Annotated in this window: 17 protein-coding genes and 3 pseudogenes; 11 read left to right on the top strand and 9 right to left on the bottom strand. The window is 42.6% G+C overall.

Annotation, left to right across the window (positions count from 1 at the left end; all coding sequences use genetic code 11):
* Positions 1–63: 63 nt before the first annotated feature.
* Together NYR52_RS08930 and bcaP are read left to right on the top strand one after the other, a co-directional pair.
* On the top strand, positions 64–1,566 hold the full coding sequence (locus NYR52_RS08930; protein WP_375163141.1) for an IS1182 family transposase: 1,503 nt from the start codon (positions 64–66) through the stop codon (positions 1,564–1,566).
* Between the two features lie 183 nt (positions 1,567–1,749).
* The gene (bcaP, locus tag NYR52_RS08925) at positions 1,750–3,141 is read left to right on the top strand and encodes a branched-chain amino acid transporter BcaP (RefSeq protein ID WP_132220604.1); all 1,392 of its coding nucleotides are present in this window, start codon (positions 1,750–1,752) and stop codon (positions 3,139–3,141) included.
* Between the two features lie 51 nt (positions 3,142–3,192).
* Here bcaP and NYR52_RS08920 read toward each other — a convergent pair whose 3' ends face one another.
* The 3 genes from NYR52_RS08920 to NYR52_RS08910 form a co-directional block, all read right to left on the bottom strand.
* Positions 3,193–4,710 (bottom strand): M36 family metallopeptidase, encoded by a 1,518-nt coding sequence (locus tag NYR52_RS08920; RefSeq protein WP_132220602.1) that lies wholly within the window; start codon positions 4,708–4,710, stop codon positions 3,193–3,195.
* 255 nt (positions 4,711–4,965) lie between these two features.
* Positions 4,966–5,139, bottom strand: coding sequence for a hypothetical protein (locus tag NYR52_RS08915; RefSeq protein WP_158283254.1), 174 nt, complete (start codon positions 5,137–5,139; stop codon positions 4,966–4,968).
* Positions 5,140–5,178: 39 nt separating this feature from the next.
* Positions 5,179–5,406, bottom strand: coding sequence for a hypothetical protein (locus tag NYR52_RS08910; RefSeq protein ID WP_132220600.1), 228 nt, complete (start codon positions 5,404–5,406; stop codon positions 5,179–5,181).
* Positions 5,407–5,816: 410 nt separating this feature from the next.
* Between NYR52_RS08910 and ppsA the strand changes: the two genes are divergently transcribed.
* Positions 5,817–8,432, top strand: coding sequence for a phosphoenolpyruvate synthase (gene ppsA / locus NYR52_RS08905; protein ID WP_259435479.1), 2,616 nt, complete (start codon positions 5,817–5,819; stop codon positions 8,430–8,432).
* 173 nt (positions 8,433–8,605) lie between these two features.
* Here the strand turns inward: ppsA and NYR52_RS08900 are convergent, their stop codons facing one another.
* Positions 8,606–9,001 carry a GIY-YIG nuclease family protein gene (locus tag NYR52_RS08900; RefSeq protein WP_132220596.1) on the bottom strand — a complete coding sequence of 132 codons (396 nt, stop codon included), beginning with the start codon at positions 8,999–9,001 and terminating at the stop codon, positions 8,606–8,608.
* Between the two features lie 18 nt (positions 9,002–9,019).
* On the bottom strand, positions 9,020–9,781 hold the full coding sequence (locus NYR52_RS08895; RefSeq protein WP_132220594.1) for a DUF2087 domain-containing protein: 762 nt from the start codon (positions 9,779–9,781) through the stop codon (positions 9,020–9,022).
* A gap of 205 nt (positions 9,782–9,986) precedes the next feature.
* On the opposite strand from NYR52_RS08895, the gene NYR52_RS08890 reads away from it, so the two are divergent.
* The 3 genes from NYR52_RS08890 to NYR52_RS08880 are packed head-to-tail and all read left to right on the top strand — an operon-like array spanning position 9,987 to position 11,673.
* Positions 9,987–10,841, top strand: a complete 855-nt coding sequence (locus tag NYR52_RS08890; RefSeq protein ID WP_132220592.1) for an alpha/beta fold hydrolase — start codon at positions 9,987–9,989, stop codon at positions 10,839–10,841.
* 31 nt (positions 10,842–10,872) lie between these two features.
* Positions 10,873–11,289: a VOC family protein gene (locus NYR52_RS08885; RefSeq protein WP_132220590.1), complete on the top strand. Its 417-nt coding sequence runs from the start codon at positions 10,873–10,875 to the stop codon at positions 11,287–11,289.
* A 24-nt stretch (positions 11,290–11,313) separates the two neighbouring features.
* A complete protein-coding gene (locus NYR52_RS08880; RefSeq protein WP_022738174.1) occupies positions 11,314–11,673 on the top strand; it encodes a winged helix-turn-helix transcriptional regulator in 360 nt (119 codons plus the stop codon).
* Between the two features lie 65 nt (positions 11,674–11,738).
* On the opposite strand, the gene NYR52_RS08875 is transcribed toward NYR52_RS08880, so the two are convergent.
* Entirely contained in the window at positions 11,739–12,266 is a 528-nt protein-coding gene (locus tag NYR52_RS08875) for an NAD(P)H-dependent oxidoreductase (RefSeq protein ID WP_132220588.1), read from the bottom strand.
* 307 nt (positions 12,267–12,573) lie between these two features.
* Between NYR52_RS08875 and NYR52_RS08870 the strand changes: the two genes are divergently transcribed.
* Positions 12,574–13,476 carry a Nif3-like dinuclear metal center hexameric protein gene (locus NYR52_RS08870; protein WP_259435478.1) on the top strand — a complete coding sequence of 301 codons (903 nt, stop codon included), beginning with the start codon at positions 12,574–12,576 and terminating at the stop codon, positions 13,474–13,476.
* Between the two features lie 703 nt (positions 13,477–14,179).
* On the opposite strand, the pseudogene NYR52_RS08865 reads toward NYR52_RS08870, so the two are convergent.
* A pseudogene (locus NYR52_RS08865) lies at positions 14,180–14,607 on the bottom strand (MFS transporter).
* Between the two features lie 308 nt (positions 14,608–14,915).
* Here NYR52_RS08865 and NYR52_RS08860 point away from each other — a divergent pair.
* From NYR52_RS08860 to NYR52_RS08850, 3 genes are all read left to right on the top strand, one after another.
* Positions 14,916–15,263 (top strand): LysR family transcriptional regulator, encoded by a 348-nt coding sequence (locus NYR52_RS08860; protein ID WP_259435477.1) that lies wholly within the window; start codon positions 14,916–14,918, stop codon positions 15,261–15,263.
* 3 nt (positions 15,264–15,266) lie between these two features.
* The gene (locus NYR52_RS08855; protein ID WP_259435476.1) at positions 15,267–15,680 is read left to right on the top strand and encodes a LysR family transcriptional regulator substrate-binding protein; all 414 of its coding nucleotides are present in this window, start codon (positions 15,267–15,269) and stop codon (positions 15,678–15,680) included.
* A gap of 709 nt (positions 15,681–16,389) precedes the next feature.
* Positions 16,390–16,770, top strand: coding sequence for a NucA/NucB deoxyribonuclease domain-containing protein (locus tag NYR52_RS08850; RefSeq protein WP_281275214.1), 381 nt, complete (start codon positions 16,390–16,392; stop codon positions 16,768–16,770).
* A gap of 232 nt (positions 16,771–17,002) precedes the next feature.
* Here the strand turns inward: NYR52_RS08850 and NYR52_RS08845 are convergent.
* Positions 17,003–18,352 (bottom strand): annotated as a pseudogene (locus NYR52_RS08845) (IS1182 family transposase); the annotation flags it as partial.
* Between the two features lie 129 nt (positions 18,353–18,481).
* Positions 18,482–18,928 (bottom strand): YndA family protein, encoded by a 447-nt coding sequence (locus NYR52_RS08840; protein ID WP_259435475.1) that lies wholly within the window; start codon positions 18,926–18,928, stop codon positions 18,482–18,484.
* Between the two features lie 196 nt (positions 18,929–19,124).
* Here NYR52_RS08840 and NYR52_RS16760 point away from each other — a divergent pair.
* Positions 19,125–19,323 (top strand): annotated as a pseudogene (locus NYR52_RS16760) (serine hydrolase domain-containing protein); the annotation flags it as partial.
* Positions 19,324–19,774: the final 451 nt, after the last annotated feature.

Raw genomic sequence — 19,774 nt, 5'->3', positions numbered from 1 at the left:
AAGGCAGGGTCAGCAGCCTTTTTTGTCGAATCAATAAAAAACACTCTATAAGGAGTTTTTTCTATGTTTAGAACAAACCCGAGTAAAGAACATCAACCAGAACTAGTTAACATAGAAGAATTAGTTCCACGAGATCACTTGTTACGGAAAATTAATGAAACGATCGACTTCTCCTTCATTGCTGAGAAATGTAAAGAATTATACTGCCAAGATAATGGGCGTCCATGTCTTGACCCAATTATGTTATTTAAAATGCTACTCATTGGATATTTGTTCGGCATTCGTTCCGAACGCCGACTCATTGAGGAGATTAAAGTTAACATCGCTTACCGTTGGTTTGTAGGGTTATCTCTAACCGACCCAGTCCCACATGCATCTACTTTCAGTCAAAACCGTCGAAGACGGTTCCAAAGCTCCACTATTTATCAGGAAATATTTGATGAAATTGTCATTCAGGCGATCCAACATGGATTTATTCAAGGAAAAGAGCTTTTTAGTGACTCCACTTTTCTTAAAGCCAATGCCAATAAAGGAAAGTTCAAAAAACAATTAGTTAAAGTTACTCCCAAAGGATATATGGATGATTTAGAACAAGCAATTGAGCAAGATCGAGAAGAGCACGGAAAGAAGCCTTTAAAAAAAAAGCCCATAAAGGTTGAAACGAAAGAAATTCGTGTAAGTACGACCGATCCAGATAGTGGTTATATGGTTCGAGATGGAAAACCCGAAGGCTTTTTCTATCTCGATCATCGTACTGTCGATGGTTTACATAACTTCATTACAGATGTATTTGTTACACCAGGAAATGTCCATGATTCAGTTCCTTATTTAGAAAGGTTAAATCGTCAGAAAAGCCGCTTCGGCTTTTCGGTGAAAGCTGTTGCTCTGGATTCTGGTTATTTAACTATGCCTATTTGTCGTGAATTGAGAGGACAAGGAATCTTTACGGTTATTGCACATCGGAGTTTTCGACCAGATAAAGACCTCTTTCCGAAATGGAGATTTAAGTATATTCCTGAGCAAGATGTATATCTTTGTCCAGCAAAGCATCAACTTACATATCGAACGACCAACCGTGAAGGATACAGACAGTACAAATCCAATCCCGAGATTTGTAAGCAATGTCCTTTTCTTAAGAATTGCACAAAGTCAAAGAACCACACAAAAATCCTAACACGTCATGTATGGGAAGATGCAAAAGAGTGGGTTAGACAAAATCGCTTGAGCCCACGTGGAAAAACTTTATATAAGCGTCGAAAAGAAACGATTGAACGTAGCTTCGCTGACGCGAAGGAACTTCATGGTCTTCGATACGCACGCTACAGGGGGCTTGCAAAAATTCAAGAGCAATGCCTCCTAACTGCTGTGGCTCAAAACATAAAAAAGTTGGCTATGCTGCTTTCGAGAGCAGGTAAGGGAGGTGGTTTTAAGTTTATATGGGTTGATATTCATCCATTAATTGTTTATATCCCTTTTATATACAAAAACCCTGCGATCAACAAAGTTGATTCGCAGGGTTTGTCAACATTCTCAAGACGCTTGGCGTCTTTTTTTATTGCTCTGTGATGGATGAATTTTGTAATATGGCTTGATTTGATCTTTTTATCCAAAAATATTCATCTTATTTCATACATATTGTATCAAGTTTTACGAAGATAATACCTTTATGATCTAAGGATGAAATAGTTAAGGTTTTTTGTGAAATTGACTTACAATTGTGATGTTTTCGCTGGTGTAGGAGGTTGGTTTATGGATTTGTTTAGAAAGAAAAGTATCTCTGCCATGATGCAACAAGCCCAGACAGGCACAGCATTAAAAAGAACCTTGGGTACATGGGATCTGACATTGCTGGGGTTGGGAGCCATCATCGGCACGGGAATTTTTGTGCTTACAGGCACAGGGGCGGTGACGGCCGGTCCAGGAATCATGATTTCATTTCTCATTTCGGGTTTGGCATGTGCTTTAACAGCCTTGTGCTATGCTGAATTTGCCACCTTGGTGCCCGTCTCGGGGTCTGTGTATACATTTGCTTATGCGACATTGGGAGAATTGATCGCCTGGATTATTGGATGGGATTTGATTCTGGAATATCTTCTTGCAGTCAGCCTTGTTTCTGCGGGATGGTCGGGATATTTACAAAGTTTATTGCAAGGCTTAGGCATCTCCTTGCCGACAGCTTTGACGGCGGCTCATGGAGCTGTGCCAGGGGTGGAGACATGGTTTAACTTGCCTGCTTTTGCCGTTGTCATCGTGATCACTTTTTTTGTAGCCAGAGGAGTAAAAGAGTCAGCGCGTGTGAATAATATCATGGTGTTGATTAAAACAGCTGTCGTGATCTTGTTTGTGATTGTGGGCATCGGTTATGTCAAACCAGATAATTGGCATAATTTTATGCCTTTTGGTTTGGAGGGAGTTTTCTCTGCGGCCGCAATCACATTTACCGCATTTTTGGGGTTTGACGCCGTTGTTGCCGCTGCCGAGGAAACCAAAAATCCGGCAAAAGATTTGCCGCGGGGGATCATGTATTCGCTTTTCATCTGCATTCTTTTGTATATTGTTGTTTCCGGGATCATGACGGGGATTGTTCCTTTTGCTGAGTTTGAAGGGGTTGCTCATCCGGTTTCACTTGCGTTGCAGTATGCGGGGCAAGACTGGGTTGCTGGTTTTATCGATTTGGGAGCGATTGTGGGAATGCTTACCGTTATGCTGGTTATGCTGTTTGGACAAACTCGAATCGCTTTCGCTATGTCAAGGGACGGCCTCTTGCCCTCCGTTTTCTCCAAGGTCCATCCAAAGTTCCAAACGCCGTATCGGGCTACGTGGATCATTGGTAGTGTGGCCGCTTTACTCGGGGGCATCGTGCCACTGGATCGTTTGGCGGAGATGATCAATATTGGGACATTGACTGCCTTTGTCCTGATCTCACTAGGGGTAATTGTTCTTCGTAAAACGCAACCTGATTTGCCGCGCAAGTTTCGCACTCCTGCTGTCCCCTTTGTTCCACTGTTGTCGATGGCAGTTTGCATTTTTTTGATGACGAATTTGTCTGCAACCACTTGGTACGCGTTTCTCATCTGGTTGACCATTGGATTGTCTATTTATTTCTTGTATTCCAGAAAAAGATCTCATTTGAATGGGTGATAATGAAAAACAGCCAGGAAACGTTGGTTTCCCGGCTGTTTTTTTGTTTTTTTAGTCAGTGGGAATGCCTCGTGCGGCCCAGATCGCATCGATTTGGGTGGCGTGCGCACCATTGTAGAGCATGACGTCCGCTTGCTTAATTGCCTTGGCGCCATCGGCAAAGGTTGCGTTCGGTGTCAGGGACCAATGGGATTGAAGGATTAGTTTTGTGGCTACATCCCGTCCAAATGCTTTCGCCATATCATATTCGCCTTGGGACCAGATTTCGCCGTCATCATGCACTTCACCAGCCCAATCGCGCGGATATACTTTGTTTGTGTCTAAGCGGCGCAAGCAAGGTGGGTTGGTGGAGGAATATGAGACAGCATCCCATTCACCAATGCAAGCTTTCCCGAATGAGTCATTGCCAGTCATGGCGTCTTCATAAGTGGCTCCCAGGAAATCGCCGAACCCTTCGCCCATCGCTCCACCTTCAGCCGATTGACCCCAGTCAGGCACTTGATTGTCTTGGATCGCATGACCGTACTCATGCGCGATGATTCCGGCATCTTCTGCATCATCCACACCGCCGGTGCCAAAAGTTAATGATTTGGTGGCCGGAGAATAGTAAGAGTTATCTGCCGTTGTGCCGTTTACATTGACTTTGATCGCACGATTGTTGATGTTATTGAAGCCGAGACTTTGAATGTAGCGTTGCAAACTGTCGATATGATAATAGGCCATGACATCCTCAAAACTGTCATTTGCGCGAGTATAGTTGAACGTATTCGTTGCGGAATATGTTTTCGCTTTTGACGAAATGGTGACGTACTGTCCTCTGAGATAACCTGAGCCGTCCAGCCCCTGTAGGATGACCGATTTCAGTTGGCTTGTCAGTGCTGCAGAATCCTTGTCCTGATTGTCGCTCAAACCAGAGGCGGTTCCTTTGGTTTCCACCGGATTGGGGTTAAAGACGGTACCGGTACCAGTAGCGTTTTGCACTCGGTTTTTCTTCTTGAGCAATTTCCCGCTACCGGCGTGAATGTACGTATCCCATTCATCCTGAGGCGTCTTTGTTTTCACGACAATGCGGTAAGACGGGATGGCTGTGCCGTTTTGAATCACATAGCCAAATTGGCGCGATGCCGGCGTCCATTTGCCAGTGTCGTTTCCACCTATATAACTGAGCGCTTTTGCTTCCGCTTCAGACTGGGAGATTTTCCTTTTCATTTGTTCAATCGAACTGTACGGGACATAGTCCGAGACAGCGAGCAGGGGTGTGCCTGTACGGTCGATGGTAACCGTTACCTGTTTGGTGAAGACGGGTGCACCTTGGATCTCTTGTTGATAGCGAACGTAGGAGCCTGCAGGGGTATCAATGGTCGTCACGTATTTAAGGCCGGAAAGATCTGATGGCAATTGGTATTTATCAGCGTTCTGCTTCAGGTACTGATCCGCTATGGACTTGGCATCAAGCGTTTTTACTTGTGATTGGTCAGAGTTGGTTCCCGGTTCGGCAAATGCGATCGGGATGGACAGCGTCAAAGCGATCGCTGTCGTTGTAGCGATCAAGAAATTCCGTTTGGCCATGGGTAGCACGCTCCTTCAGTGAATGAATCTTTTATAAAAACATTATATAATTTACTTTTAAAAAAGAATAACAATTTTAACTAAATAATTATAAAAAATATCTGATTAGACATTGACAGTGGCATATTTGAAAAAGGCCGCTTGGCATATGGCGGTGCTGGCGCGTTGTGAGGCGACTTCATTTGGCTGAGGTGTCTTGATAACAAAACAAGCCGATGGTTGGAAACCATCGGCTTGTTTACACTGAGGCCATATTCAGTTTTGTTTCTTTTCGAGGGTGTCCCTGGGAGTGAGTTCGCCAAATTTGGTAAGTTCATCTTGAGTAAGGGCGTTTTCCCGGGCGGAAGAGGACAGCCTGGTGTTGATTGAGCCGGATGGTGTCCTTTTTCCGTCAAAGACGATTTCAGGATCTATATCAGGTTTCATCAAGGGTGACCTCCTTGAGTTCGCGTCAATCGGCCAGTTGTGTTATCGGCCAGTATATTGGTGAGCTTCGTGATTCGGTTGTGTTGTGCGCGACATGATTTGTTGAGACATTTGCTCTTGCACTGATGCGGGCTGATGTAATGACTGGGTTTGGTTTAGGCGATCCATGGATTGTTGTAGTTGGGACAGTTGCTCTTTTAGTGCGTTCACTTCATTGGAAAATTGGTTTCGCAGTTGGTTTAATTCGTTTTGCACATCTTTGATGTTCATAAAAATCACTCCTTGTCGTTAAGAGGAATCATCTGAAGTAGTTTGATCAAACAAGCGGAAGTTCATACTTCCAACGAGCTTGGACAAAGATGTGCAGAGAAGGAAGCGATAGAGGAGTGTTCCTGCGTCTGCCGCAGGGTGTGAGGTATGGATTTGCCAAGTAACAAAGATTCACATAAAAAGAGCCCTTTGATCGGCATTATCAGGGCTCTTTTCATATGCGTAAGATTTCTTTGTAAAATGGAGTTTGTCTCTCCCATTTTAATTATAAAGGATAAATGGGATAAGATATAGGCTGTTTATTCTTAGAGCAAAGTTCTAGAATTTATACGTAAAATATTGTAATCAACGCTATGGAGCATTGCTTTAAAGTGGCGATTGGCAGTGTTTAAAAGAAGGGGAGAGTAGAAATGAGTGCTTATGTTGTCAGCTTGCAGGAGATTGATCATACGCAGCTTTTGCGCGTCGGGGGCAAAGGATTGAATTTAGGGGAATTATCGAAGATGGATGGCATACACGTGCCAGAAGGATTTTGTGTTACAACAGAAGCTTATCATCAGGCACTCAAGCACAATGAAGCCTTCCGTGCATTGGTGCATCAACTAACAAAGCTAAACACAGATGACCGAGATCAAATCGGTGAATTGTGCAAGAAGATTCGAAAAGTGATAATGGAAGTGGAGATTCCTTCCGATGTTGTGAAAGATGTTTCTCATGTTCTTACCCGGCTTGGCGATGAACATGCCTATGCAGTGCGTTCCAGTGCAACTGCTGAAGATTTACCACATGCCTCTTTTGCCGGTCAGCAAGACACCTATTTAAATATCATTGGCAAAGATGCAATATTGCAACACATCAGAAAGTGTTGGTCTTCCCTCTATACTGATCGCGCCGTGATTTACCGCATGCAAAACGGATTTGATCACAGCCAGGTACATCTTTCTGTAATTATTCAACGGATGGTATTCCCACAGGCTTCAGGCGTTTTATTTACTGCCGATCCCATTCATTCAAACCGAAAGGTGGTATCGATTGATGCCAGTTTTGGCTTGGGTGAGGCCATTGTCTCGGGCTTGGTAACAGCGGATTGCTATAAAGTGCAAGAAGATAACATCGTCGATAAGATGATAGCAACCAAAAAATGGGCTATCTATGGACAAAAAGAAGGTGGAACCGAGACGCAGCCCATCGATCCTGATCAACAAAATTCGCAAACCCTTACGGACCAACAAATCTTACAATTGGCACGCATTGGTAAACAGATTGAGACGTACTTTGGTTGCCCACAAGATATCGAATGGTGTTTGGTTGATGACACATTTTATATTGTCCAGAGCCGGCCAATTACGACTTTATACCCCATCCCGGAAGCGGATGATCAAGAAAATCGCGTCTATATTTCGGTCGGCCATCAACAGATGATGACGGACCCCATGAAACCATTGGGCCTGTCGATATTTCAGTTAACATCGTTTCAGCCCATGAAGAAAGCGGGAGGAAGGTTGTTTGTCGATGTTACGCATTTGCTGGCTTCACCTGACAGCAGAGAAATGTTATTCAATGCCATTGAACAATCCGATCCGCTCATCAAAGATGCGCTCATCACCATCGTGGAGCGAGAAGGCTTTATTAAATCGCGACCCAAGGGTGAAGGAGTCCAACATATCAGTAAAATCAATGAAGGGATGTCTTGGGGATTTTTGGAGAAAAACCTCCATAAAGACCCGACCATCGTTCGTGATTTGATTAAGCAGAGTGAAGCATCGTTGGCAGAGTTAAAACAAAACATCCAAACGAAATCAGGGTTGGATTTGTTTGATTTTATTCTGGAAGATTGCCTGCGACTAAAGAAGATGTTATCTGATTCACAAAGCTTAGATGTGATTATGGTTGCTATGAACGCTTCCTTTTGGATCAATAAAAAAATGCAGGAATGGTTAGGTGAGAAAAACGCGGCAGATACGCTGACTTTATCGGTACCCAATAACATTACTTCGGAGATGGGGTTGGCGTTACTGGATGTCGCCGATGTAATTCGTCCTTATCCGGAAGTGGTTCATTATTTGCAACATACACAAGATGAAAATTTTTTGGATGAACTGACGAAGTTTGACGGTGGGCAGGAAGCGAAGGAGGCGATCCTTGCTTATCTTGACAAATACGGCATGCGCTGTACAGGTGAAATCGATATTACCAAACCTCGTTGGAGTGAAAAACCAACGTCACTCATCCCGATGATTCTCAGTAACATCAAAAATTTTGAACCCAATGCCAGTGCGCGAAAATTTGAGCAAGGACGGCAGGAAGCGTTGAATAAGGAACGAGAGTTATTAGAGCGGTTGAAGCAACTGCCAGATGGGGAGCATAAAGCTAAACAAACAAAACAAGTGATCAGACTGATTCGGGATTTCATCGGTTATCGAGAATATCCAAAATACAGCATGATTAATCGCTTTTTCGTTTACAAGCAAGCGTTGATGAAGGAAGCCGAACAGCTTGTACAAGCCAACGTCATTCGAGAAAAAGAAGATATCTTCTATCTCACGTTTGAAGAACTTCGCGAAGTTGTCGCGACAAACAAACTGGATGATCAGATCATCAACAAGCGAAAAGAAGAGCACAAACGATTTGAAAAACTTACTCCCCCGCGCGTTATTACGTCTGACGGAGAGATCATTGCCGGTAAATACAAACGAGAAAACCTCCCACCGCATGCAATTGTCGGCCTGCCGGTTTCTTCTGGAGTAATAGAGGGCAGAGCACGGGTCATTTTAAAGATGGAAGAGGCAGATCTGGAAGATGGAGATATCTTGGTCACAGCATACACCGATCCTAGCTGGACACCATTGTTTGTAAACATCAAAGGATTAGTTACCGAAGTGGGGGGATTGATGACTCATGGAGCCGTCATCGCGCGTGAATATGGCTTGCCAGCCGTTGTGGGTGTTGAAAATGCCACCAAGCGGATAAAAGACGGGCAACGTATTCGAGTGCATGGAACGGAAGGGTATATTGAAATATTGTGATTACTTTTTTAATGAACAGCACCGCTCTAATGTTTACCAGAGCGGTGCTTTTTTTGTTTTGTAAACTGGTTTGCTCTCCAAACAAATTACAGAAACTAAGGCGTGTCTGATCAATACAGGATGAGAACTTTGCTGATTCCCATTGTCCACAAAGTGCTTAATGTGCGTTCTGCCTAGCGCGCATTTTTGGCTTTTTTCAATTTGTTATATCCTCGGTCTCCATACGGTTGCAACTTTTGCAACCATTTTTCTTCCATCTCTTTCAATTCAGTTTGATATTTCTCCAATTCATCGGGGTGGGTGATGATTTCTTCACGCGGTTTGATTCGTTCCAGTATGTCAAAAGTGAAAGCGTCCTTTCCGTATTGGTTCCAATCCTCTTGCAATTCACGGTTTATATGGCTGTTCATCGACAACATAAATGTTTCCCGATTGAAGGCTGCATCCAGATTCATGCTGCTGCCGATCAACATTTTTCCGTTGATTTGGTTTTTGAGTTGATAAATCCCCATGGGACGATGAGTTTGCTTGTAGTTTTGAATGAGTTGTTTGCGCTGTTGCTTATCCATCCCTATCACTCCTTTTCTTCAAAGAATCCAATATTGACTACCATCTGGCGTTCTGTCCATAAAACCATACTCAATCAGATAGCGCCGCAATGTGACGTAATCCGGATAGATGTGTTCCAAAATGCGGTTCACTTCCAGTTCGCTGTATTTGCGGTTTGCTTGAAACCTGGTGATGAGATGTTTGAGGATGGCCACTTTCCGCTTTTCTTTCTTGGGAAATTCGGCCAACGGTCCTTCTAGACCCTCAGGGAAATATTTCTCCAAGATTTGGCGCTGTTCCGCTTCAGTGATATCAAAACGCTGATCCACTATTTTGGCTTGACGCGGGGGATTGATCCACTTTGTTGGTTTGGCGGCATGTTCTTCTGTTAGTTCCATCAGAGCGAGGAATACCTTGGCCTGCTTCATTTTTTCGCGTAAGGTAAAGCGGTGGTGCCGGATGGTGGAGGTGCTACCGCCACCAAGTTCTTGAACGATCTCTTTGTCGGTCAAGCCCTGGAAAAAATAGTCCAGCATTTTTTTTTGCAGATCAGTCAGTCCCGTTAATTTTTTGTCCAAGCCCAACAAATAGGTAAACATAGAGCCGTGTTGTTTATGGATGTGATGCTGGGTGTATCGTTCGGCTTCAAAGAAAGTATCGCCGTCAGAATAAATGATCCCTTTTTCAAAAGATTGGCCGCAGATTAAGCAACGATAGATGCCAGCGTCCTGATCGTACACATAGCCTTGTTTTAATTCGGCGACGGACGCGTCCCAGAACAAGTCGGATATATCTTTCATTTATAAACGAAACTCCTTATCGTTTGTTTTATACATAAACATAATATAATAACGTCTGTTATTTTGCAACGGCGAGCTAAATCTGATTGATGGTCCGTTTCACCATCACTTATTTTTCACTAGTGAGTGTAGTAGAATGAGCATGTAAGCAAGCTCGATATCAGATATGCAACCGAAGAAACAAACAAGGAAGGAGACTGCTGATATGGGGTGTCAAGGCGTTATATCAATTGACGGGTTTGAACTGGCATACCAAATTGAGGGAGAAGGGGTGCCGGTATTGGTTGTCGGTAGCAAGATTTATTATCCGCGATTGTTTTCAAAAAAGATAAAGCAAGCGTTGAAGCTCATATTCATTGACCACAAGGGATTTGCCAAGTCGACTTCACAATCTTTCAAGCCGGAGGATTATAGATTGGAGCGCATTTTGGATGATATAGAGAAGATGAGAGAAACACTTCAGATTGAAGATGTTGTCATCCTTGGCCATTCAGGGCATGCCTTTCTCGCGTTGGAATACGCCAAAAAATACCCGTCCAATGTGCGGAAGGTGGTTTTGCTCAATTCAGCTCCTACCAACAGCCCTGAACGGCAAGCGCAAAGCATGGCTTTCTTTGAGGAAACGGCAAGTCCGGACAGAAAAAGAAAGTTTGAAGAAGACATCGCATTATTAGCGGGCGATATTGAAAAAGAGCCGGAGAGACGGTTCGCTCACATGTGCATCCGCATGGGCGCCCACAGTTTTTTCGATTACACCATTGATGCAACTTCCATGTGGGAAGGGGTGCGCACAAACATGCCGATCATCGACCATTTATGGGGGGAAGCTTTTGCGCGGCTGAATATGATTGATGCGTTGGCAGCATTTGACAAACCTGTGTTTGTCGGTCTGGGTAGATTTGATTATCTGGTGGGTCCTGTCTCGTTGTGGGATCCTGTTGACGAAGGGTTTGCGAATGTGAAGAAAGTCGTTTTCGAACAAAGCGGGCACTACCCCATGTATGAAGAGCCCACTACTTTTGACACGACGTTAATTAACTGGATTTATAACGGGTCTTGAATCAAATTCATCGACAAAGGAATGATGTGTGTTGAAGCCACGTATCACAGTAATTACCCTAGGCGTGGATGATTTGGAAAAGTCATTGGCATTTTATCGTGATGGGTTGGGATTTTCCACAGAAGGCATCATCGGGGCAGAACATGAGCACGGCGCAGTGGCATTTTTTGACTTGCAATCAGGGTTGAAGCTTGCGATTTGGCAGCGCAAAAATATTGCTCATGATGCAAACGTTCCACTGACTGCGTCCAGCCCGGTTGAGTTTACCCTTGGACATAATGTGGGAAGCAAAGAAGAAGTGGATCAAGTAATGGATCAGGCAAAACAAGCGGGTGCGACCATTACAACCCCAGCGCATGATACCTTTTGGGGCGGGTACGCAGGTTACTTTCAAGATCCTGATGGGCATCTGTGGGAAGTGGTCTGGAATCCGCAGTGGGAGATTTGAAATACTTGAAGGAGAGTGTAGATCATGCGCAAAACCTGTGTTCCGACTGGAGTGGAGCCGACAGATACGGGCTTTGGATATACATTGTCCTTAATCGGCGGCAAATATAAAATGATTATTTTATATTGGCTGTCTGAGAATAAGGTGATGCGTCACAATGAGCTGAAGCGGAGTATTGGCAACATTTCCTTTAAGACGTTAAGTGTGATGTTAAAAGAGTTGGAGGCAGACGGCCTGATCATTCGCAAAGAATTTCCCCAAATCCCCCCAAGAGTTGAATATTCCTTGTCTGAACGAGGCCGTTCGCTGATTCCCTTGTTAAATATGATGTGTGAGTGGGGAGAAAAAAACAGATTGCCAAAGGCCGAAACCAGAGAACGGTAGGTATGGCGAGTTGTTTAAATAAAAAGAAGTATCCCCATAACCAGGTGATACTTCCTTTTTGCGTGTTAGATCTGGTCGATAAAATTCACATATTCCTGGGCGCTTTTTGATACTTCGCTTGCAGACGGCTTGTGTTCTTCGCCATAAAACGCAAAAAACGAGCGGTAATCTGCATTGCAATACTTAAAAGTCATTTCAAATGGAACCAACACTTCATCAAGTGTATACTGATATCGTCCATTTTTGCTGTAATCCTCTTTTTTAATCCCTGCTGTCACACCTAAAGCAACTTTACGATTTTTGAATTTATCTCCATTTGAGCCATAGGCCCATCCATAAGTTAAAACATCGTCTAACCACTTTTTCAGGAGAGGAGGGCAATTAAACCAATAGATTGGGAATTGTAAAATAAGATTGCCATGTGACTCAACCAACTTTTGTTCTTTTTGCACGTCGATGTTCCCATCAGGGTAAACCTTGGTCAAGTTGTGAATTGTATATTTTTCTGGATATTTACTTAGCTCTTCTACCCACCGCTTATTAATGACCGATGTTTCTATGTTTGGGTGAGAGACAATAACCAGTGTTTTCATCAGTGGTTCCTCCTTCAAGGATATTTCAATTTGAGTATAAGATGATGACTATAGATATGTAAGTATGCACTTTTATTACAGGTACTTACCAAAAGGTGAGTATTGTATCTTAAGTTGACTCATCAATTGAAAGAGAAAGAGAAAGATGATAACTAAGCATGAATAATAATCAAACAAGTTTGTAGCACGAACATATGCCAACCAGTAAATGTTTATGGTAGGATATCAAAATAGTATTTCTTATTGGATAAGTCAGATCTATTTATTTGTCCTGTGCCATGCAAACGGACAGAGGGGAGAGAGGGAAATGATAAATTTGTCAATGTTAGAGAAGAAGCTTGATGAACTGTTTCAACTAGACCGCTTTGGTAGTGATCCTGCGTTTAGTCGATTTATTCCCATGGTTTATGATCCGATTGGATTTGATTGGAGAAATGTATTTCATCATAAATTCACACAACAATTTAATGGCTTGATGCTAAAAGGTGCTGAAGAAGTTAGCAATGTATTTTTGGCCGTGTTTCCAACCGATGATGTCTTAACCAAGTTCCTGGTTCAATCTCAAGAAGGGGATTTGCTGTTTATGCATCATCCACTGTTTATGGAATGTGGAGATCCAAGGGGGGCATGGGGAAAAGGATTTGTTCCTATTAAGGAGCATTTTATCGACGCTGTTCGTGAAAAGAAATTATCCATCTATACTTGTCATATGCCCATGGATGTTAATAAAAAGGTAGGAACAAGTATATCAATCGCAGAAGCCTTCCATGCAACGGTGGTTGATTCATTTTTCGAAGAATGTGGCTTGATTTGTGAAATACCCGAGACAAACACAGAGGCACTTATTCGCAAGTCATTACAGATCTTCGATATTCCTTATGTGGATTTTGAGGGAAGGCACTTGAGTAAAATCAATCGGATTGCCATTGTGGCTGGATGTGGAGATAAAGTCAGTGCTATGAAAGAAGCAGAGGAAAAAGGAGCCCAAGCATATATCACTGGAGAAGTTCATTGTCATATCGATAATGATTATGGTCGGCAGAGATATCAACAGATGATGGAATACGTTAATCAAACTTCGATGTCGTTGATCGGTGTCTCCCACGCAGCATCTGAGTTTTTAGTCAAGAAAACACAAATGAAAAACTGGTTAGAGAAGCACTTTGATATACACTGTATTCTGTTACCACAAGATAAATGGTGGAGATAAGCAATGATGACACGTGACAGAGAAACGATGAAAAAGACTATCTCCTTTTGTGAGATAGTCTTTTTTATTCTTTAACTATCTAATCCTTAATGTTCCTTGTTTTTTCTTATGACGACCAACAGTTTTCCCAGTAAGGTGACTAGTACAAGACAACCGGCGGCAAACGGAAGGTGAGAAGGTGCCAATCCGGCTAGCATCATCATTCTCCCAAGTGCGGAACCAATCGCACTGCCTAAATAATTAGCGGAACTGTTTAAAGCACAGTAGCTGCACTATGATCTGGTTGTAAGTGAAGTAATACATGTTGTTGCGGGGCTTGTGATGCCCAGCCCATTCCTCCCCAAAGAACAAAGGGCAGGAAGCTGAGAATAGGAAATTTGAGTCCCAAGGGCAAGCTGAACATGGCAAAAGCCATGATGGCTAGAATACCGGACATGAGCCAGCCTGGTCGGCCCGTTCGATCAATCAGGCTACCAATGGAGAAACTCCCGATCACTCCACCAATCCCCCATGCCCATAGATATGGTGTAATGTGATGAATGTCTGCTAGGCTATGCAAGATGGATGCGATATATGTATAGAGACCTAAACTCGCAACGCTAGTCAGAAGAGTAATTCCAATGACTGCTGTAATTCGTTTATTGGTCAGCATTGCAATACGTTGACTCAGAGACAGTGGTGCCGAAGCCGAAAAGCTGGGGAATCAGATTACCATACCCATCATGGCGATTAGACCAAGTACAGTGATAAACCAGAGAGTCCCGTGCCAACCTAGATATTCAGCAACGATCATTCCTAGGGGAACACCTACGACTGTTCCCATGCTCATGCCGCCGAGTACCATTCCAAGGGTACGGCCTTGTTTCTCTTTGGGCACGAGGGACGCAGCAGCTGTAGCAGCCAGTGGAAAAAAAGTCCAGCTCCTATTCCTGCAACAGCACGAGCCATAAGCAGCCAAAAGAAGCTCGGGGCTAAAGCACTAGCTCCATTACCTACTGAAAATACGGCGAGTGCCAATAATAATATTCGGCGCATGGGCTTTCCAGCCAAAAATGTAGCAAAAATTGGAGCGGCCAGTGCATAACAAAGAGTGAACACGCTAACAGCTTGTCCCGATTCAGAAGCACTGATTTTGAATGTTTCTCCGATATCTGGGAGCAGACCAGCCTACCACATAGGCATCAAATCCAAGAGTGAACATGCCGATTGTGAGGAGAAGAACTATTCGCATGATACCCCTCCTTATTTTTTGCACCATATGTAGCATGGTTGAATTCACAGCTAAATTTGAGAGGCCAACCCTGAGAAGGATTTCTGCATAAAACGATATAATGAAGCGAGCCTTTATACCCGAAAGAATACCAAACGATTAAGGCGAAAAGAACGATGGATATTTTTGAGGGTTATAACGATTAGTTATATCAATTGGAGTGAAACAGATGAATATAGAGTGGTTCCATAGTTTTGTTGAAGTAGCTAAGCAACAAAGCTTGTCTAAAGCCGCCAAAGCACTTAATCTTTCTCAACCGGCATTAAGTAAACATATCCGTAATTTAGAACATGAGCTTGATATTGTATTATTTCATAGAACATCTACCGGTATTGAACTGACAGAAGCCGGCGAACGTTTTTACAATCGAATCGTGCCTGTCCTCACTGAATTAACAGCCATTCGTCAAGAGTTAAGGCAATTTCGCCGAACTGTCCCTATTGCCATAGGGTGTCTACCTATTCTGGCAACTTATTATTTACCTCCGAGGATCAAGGAACCTCGTCTCTTGGATTGACCAATGACATTGATGATTCAAAATACTTCTTGGGAACTGATCCAATCATTACAGGAAGGACGGCTTGATGCGGTCTTTGTTGATACATCAGATGTTGGGGATTCTTTGTGGAGTTGCGAATTGTTTACAGAGCCTTACTATGTGGTGCTTCCTGTACATCATCGTTTTCGTTCGCGAAAAACGGTTAAGTTTGCCGAGCTCTGTGATGAACTACTAATCGTTCACCAAGCCCCTTGTGATACAAGAAAGCATATTTTCGAACAGATGGCGTTGCTGGGCCATAAGCCTAATATTATCAGCGAGGTAGCGTTTGGAGACTTTATTCTTGGGGCTGTAGTAGCAGGGATGGGGATCACCATACTCCCCGAATTGATGGCTAAACATATCGGCCATCTCCAGTTGCTTGCTCTACACTAATTTCGGAAGAAAAAGATCAATTTCCATAGCTCCCCGTAGTCGAAAGCTAGGATTGCAATTATATAAAGTGATCTCAGCGGATGATGAATCTCCATCTACGAAGTAGTGACGTAGGTAGTATTCTGCGTCACTTTTGGTTTTAACCATAGAGTGCCTATCGTACGTGTGCTAATATATAAACAAGTTTGCCGCACAAACAAAAATGCATTTATTCGAGAAATCAAAAGGGATAATGAATAGCAAACAGATCCATACCGGTGTTCGTGCAACGCTCAATCACTAAAGGGTTTGTAGCATCTGCCATTTTGCAATTGCAAGAACAGGGAGATGTACAACCTCTTCACCGGTTAAGAAATTCGCGAACTCTTTCACGTCAGGCACTTCATCTAATTCCTGCATCAAGTCTTCATGTTTCATGTCACTGATTTCAGGCTTTTTCCCCTTTTAAATGACTCATATATTTGTAACGCTTATGCGGTCAGTTCCTCTCCCAAGTCAATAGGATGTTACTTTACCTTCTTTCAACTTATAGAACGCCATTCAGGCGTTTTTTTGTTTTTAATAAATGATTTTATTTCTTATTTACAATAAATTAAATTATTTTCAAAAGGATTCGTTGTCTATATGAAGAAATTTCAGGGTGTGCGTCGTTTATCACATCTTGGGAGGTTACATCATGAAAAAAGTTTACGGTGCGCTCTTTGCTCTTATGGTTGTTTGTTCTTTTATTATCACATCGGCAGTACCTGTTATGGCTGCCACTTCCTATGATGTAGTCTTGTACTTTCCTTTCAGTCGATACCCTGAAACAGGAGATCACATTCGTGATGCGATTGCCGCAGGACATTCTTCTATCTGTACCATTGATCGTGATGGAGCGGATGAAAGAAGAAAAGAATCTTTAGCTCCATATCCTCCAAAGAGTGGATATGATCGCGATGAATGGCCAATGGCCATGTGTCTTGAGGGCGGTGCTGGAGCTGATGTGCGCTACATTTCCCCTTCGGATAACCGTGGCGCTGGTGCATGGGTAGGAAATCAATTGGAGCCGTATCCAGACGGAACACGTGTAAAGTTTATCGTTCAGTAATATAAGGCAGAATAAGACCCGCGCTATACAATCTGCCGTGACCTGTGTTTCTGGAATTTAATCTTAAGAAATCTTCAAAATAAAGGGGAAGAGAGAACCTTTCTCTCTTCCCTGAGAATGTTGACAAACCCTGCGAATCAACTTTGTTGATCGCAGGGTTTTTGTATATAAAAGGGATATAAACAATTAATGGATGAATATCAACCCATATAAACTTAAAACCACCTCCCTTACCTGCTCTCGAAAGCAGCATAGCCAACTTTTTTATGTTTTGAGCCACAGCAGTTAGGAGGCATTGCTCTTGAATTTTTGCAAGCCCCCTGTAGCGTGCGTATCGAAGACCATGAAGTTCCTTCGCGTCAGCGAAGCTACGTTCAATCGTTTCTTTTCGACGCTTATATAAAGTTTTTCCACGTGGGCTCAAGCGATTTTGTCTAACCCACTCTTTTGCATCTTCCCATACATGACGTGTTAGGATTTTTGTGTGGTTCTTTGACTTTGTGCAATTCTTAAGAAAAGGACATTGCTTACAAATCTCGGGATTGGATTTGTACTGTCTGTATCCTTCACGGTTGGTCGTTCGATATGTAAGTTGATGCTTTGCTGGACAAAGATATACATCTTGCTCAGGAATATACTTAAATCTCCATTTCGGAAAGAGGTCTTTATCTGGTCGAAAACTCCGATGTGCAATAACCGTAAAGATTCCTTGTCCTCTCAATTCACGACAAATAGGCATAGTTAAATAACCAGAATCCAGAGCAACAGCTTTCACCGAAAAGCCGAAGCGGCTTTTCTGACGATTTAACCTTTCTAAATAAGGAACTGAATCATGGACATTTCCTGGTGTAACAAATACATCTGTAATGAAGTTATGTAAACCATCGACAGTACGATGATCGAGATAGAAAAAGCCTTCGGGTTTTCCATCTCGAACCATATAACCACTATCTGGATCGGTCGTACTTACACGAATTTCTTTCGTTTCAACCTTTATGGGCTTTTTTTTTAAAGGCTTCTTTCCGTGCTCTTCTCGATCTTGCTCAATTGCTTGTTCTAAATCATCCATATATCCTTTGGGAGTAACTTTAACTAATTGTTTTTTGAACTTTCCTTTATTGGCATTGGCTTTAAGAAAAGTGGAGTCACTAAAAAGCTCTTTTCCTTGAATAAATCCATGTTGGATCGCCTGAATGACAATTTCATCAAATATTTCCTGATAAATAGTGGAGCTTTGGAACCGTCTTCGACGGTTTTGACTGAAAGTAGATGCATGTGGGACTGGGTCGGTTAGAGATAACCCTACAAACCAACGGTAAGCGATGTTAACTTTAATCTCCTCAATGAGTCGGCGTTCGGAACGAATGCCGAACAAATATCCAATGAGTAGCATTTTAAATAACATAATTGGGTCAAGACATGGACGCCCATTATCTTGGCAGTATAATTCTTTACATTTCTCAGCAATGAAGGAGAAGTCGATCGTTTCATTAATTTTCCGTAACAAGTGATCTCGTGGAACTAATTCTTCTATGTTAACTAGTTCTGGTTGATGTTCTTTACTCGGGTTTGTTCTAAACATAGAAAAAACTCCTTATAGAGTGTTTTTTATTGATTCGACAAAAAAGGCTGCTGACCCTGCCTTTCAAGGCAGTTTGTCAGCAGCCTCGGGGAAGAGAGAACCTTTCTCTCTTCCCTTTATTTTATTTAATCAATCCCAGAAATCGACTGTTGCGGTTCCACCGACGTCCTTTTCGACATAAAATTCAGCCTTTTTGTTGTCTCCATCCACATAACCGCCAATACCGCGGAAAACACCACATTGACCGGCACTTAAGTATACATATCCCACAAGTTCATCTGCGTTGTTTGGATCATATTCATATAAATAATATGTGGTGGATGGGCCAGATGCGAGGCAAACCATAAAGTCCCCTCCACCAGAATACGCGTATGCGCTGGAATAGGTGAAGGTGGAAGATCCCACATAATCCCATTCCCCAGGTCCATAAGTGGATGCTCCGTTTCCACTCAACACAGTTGACTTGGGAACGACTAAACCCTTTTGGCCCACTTCGCTGGCAGAGGCGGTTGTGAATGGAATGATTAAAGCGCAAGCCAATGCCAATAGACAGAGACTAACACGTTTTAAATTCATCCTCAGCCCTCTTTTCATAAATTTAATTATATTATGAATATATCATAAATTCTAATGAAGTAAAATAGAAATAATACAAATAATTACTATTTTTCGTCTGTTTTTAACTCTTTCGCTTCCCTTCCAACCTTAGTTTTAAATTTAGGGTGATGAGAGTCTTGTGATGGCGTATGTCTGGAAAGGGAATGAGGGTGAAGTTTTAATATGCCAGGGATATGGCTTGGCAAATGTGGAAAATAATGTTCCTAATACTCCGCAAACAAAATATCGAATCGGCTCAATCACTAAAAGGGTTTACAGCAACTGCTATTTTGCAATTGCAAGAACAGGGAGCTCTTTCCGTACAGGATACTATCGATCGTTACCTTCCTGGCTTCCTCAATGGTAAACATATTAATTCATCTGGTATTTATTTCAGACGAATCTCTTTGCTCCATGTATTTCTCCTTATCAGCAAAATTATGGTTACGGATGGGCCACTCAACAGATTGGGATTGGTGGTAAAAAGCAGAGTTGTATAAGCCATTATGGAGATATTAATGGCTTCTGCGGTGACAGTCTTTGATTTGTAGATGATAATTTAACAGTTATTGTACTACGTAATCTTAGTTTTACTCCTGTGACTTTGGATAGCCAAAAAGTGCTTTTCGGCGTTCCTATCAAGATTTTAGAGGAAATTCGGCAATTGGATTTAAATGAAGCAACGATTTATCATTTGCTTGAACCTATCAAACGGAGAACTCAAATCGAGAGTTACAGATTTCCTACGAAAAAGAGTAGCTATATCTGACGACAACCAAGGTACATGGCTCTCCTTGTCAATACCCTATATCGATAACTGAGAAA

The organism is Laceyella sacchari, from assembly GCF_024927925.1.
Taxonomy (GTDB): Bacteria; Bacillota; Bacilli; order Thermoactinomycetales; family Thermoactinomycetaceae; genus Laceyella; species Laceyella sacchari.
This window is presented reverse-complemented; position numbering and strand designations above follow the sequence as displayed.

What these genes read in the sequence shown, in the direction of transcription:
- NYR52_RS08860 (WP_259435477.1), top strand. Translation starts at nt 14,916, where the DNA reads ATGAATATAGAGTGGTTCCATAGTTTTGTTGAAGTAGCTAAGCAACAA.
- NYR52_RS08900 (WP_132220596.1), bottom strand. Translation starts at nt 9,001, where the DNA reads ATGGATAAGCAACAGCGCAAACAACTCATTCAAAACTACAAGCAAACT.
- NYR52_RS08895 (WP_132220594.1), bottom strand. Translation starts at nt 9,781, where the DNA reads ATGAAAGATATATCCGACTTGTTCTGGGACGCGTCCGTCGCCGAATTA.
- NYR52_RS08870 (WP_259435478.1), top strand. Translation starts at nt 12,574, where the DNA reads ATGATAAATTTGTCAATGTTAGAGAAGAAGCTTGATGAACTGTTTCAA.
- ppsA (WP_259435479.1), top strand. Translation starts at nt 5,817, where the DNA reads ATGAGTGCTTATGTTGTCAGCTTGCAGGAGATTGATCATACGCAGCTT.
- NYR52_RS08910 (WP_132220600.1), bottom strand. Translation starts at nt 5,406, where the DNA reads ATGAACATCAAAGATGTGCAAAACGAATTAAACCAACTGCGAAACCAA.
- bcaP (WP_132220604.1), top strand. Translation starts at nt 1,750, where the DNA reads ATGGATTTGTTTAGAAAGAAAAGTATCTCTGCCATGATGCAACAAGCC.
- NYR52_RS08850 (WP_281275214.1), top strand. Translation starts at nt 16,390, where the DNA reads ATGGTTGTTTGTTCTTTTATTATCACATCGGCAGTACCTGTTATGGCT.
- NYR52_RS08880 (WP_022738174.1), top strand. Translation starts at nt 11,314, where the DNA reads ATGCGCAAAACCTGTGTTCCGACTGGAGTGGAGCCGACAGATACGGGC.
- NYR52_RS08875 (WP_132220588.1), bottom strand. Translation starts at nt 12,266, where the DNA reads ATGAAAACACTGGTTATTGTCTCTCACCCAAACATAGAAACATCGGTC.
- NYR52_RS08920 (WP_132220602.1), bottom strand. Translation starts at nt 4,710, where the DNA reads ATGGCCAAACGGAATTTCTTGATCGCTACAACGACAGCGATCGCTTTG.
- NYR52_RS08930 (WP_375163141.1), top strand. Translation starts at nt 64, where the DNA reads ATGTTTAGAACAAACCCGAGTAAAGAACATCAACCAGAACTAGTTAAC.
- NYR52_RS08890 (WP_132220592.1), top strand. Translation starts at nt 9,987, where the DNA reads ATGGGGTGTCAAGGCGTTATATCAATTGACGGGTTTGAACTGGCATAC.
- NYR52_RS08840 (WP_259435475.1), bottom strand. Translation starts at nt 18,928, where the DNA reads ATGAATTTAAAACGTGTTAGTCTCTGTCTATTGGCATTGGCTTGCGCT.
- NYR52_RS08855 (WP_259435476.1), top strand. Translation starts at nt 15,267, where the DNA reads ATGACATTGATGATTCAAAATACTTCTTGGGAACTGATCCAATCATTA.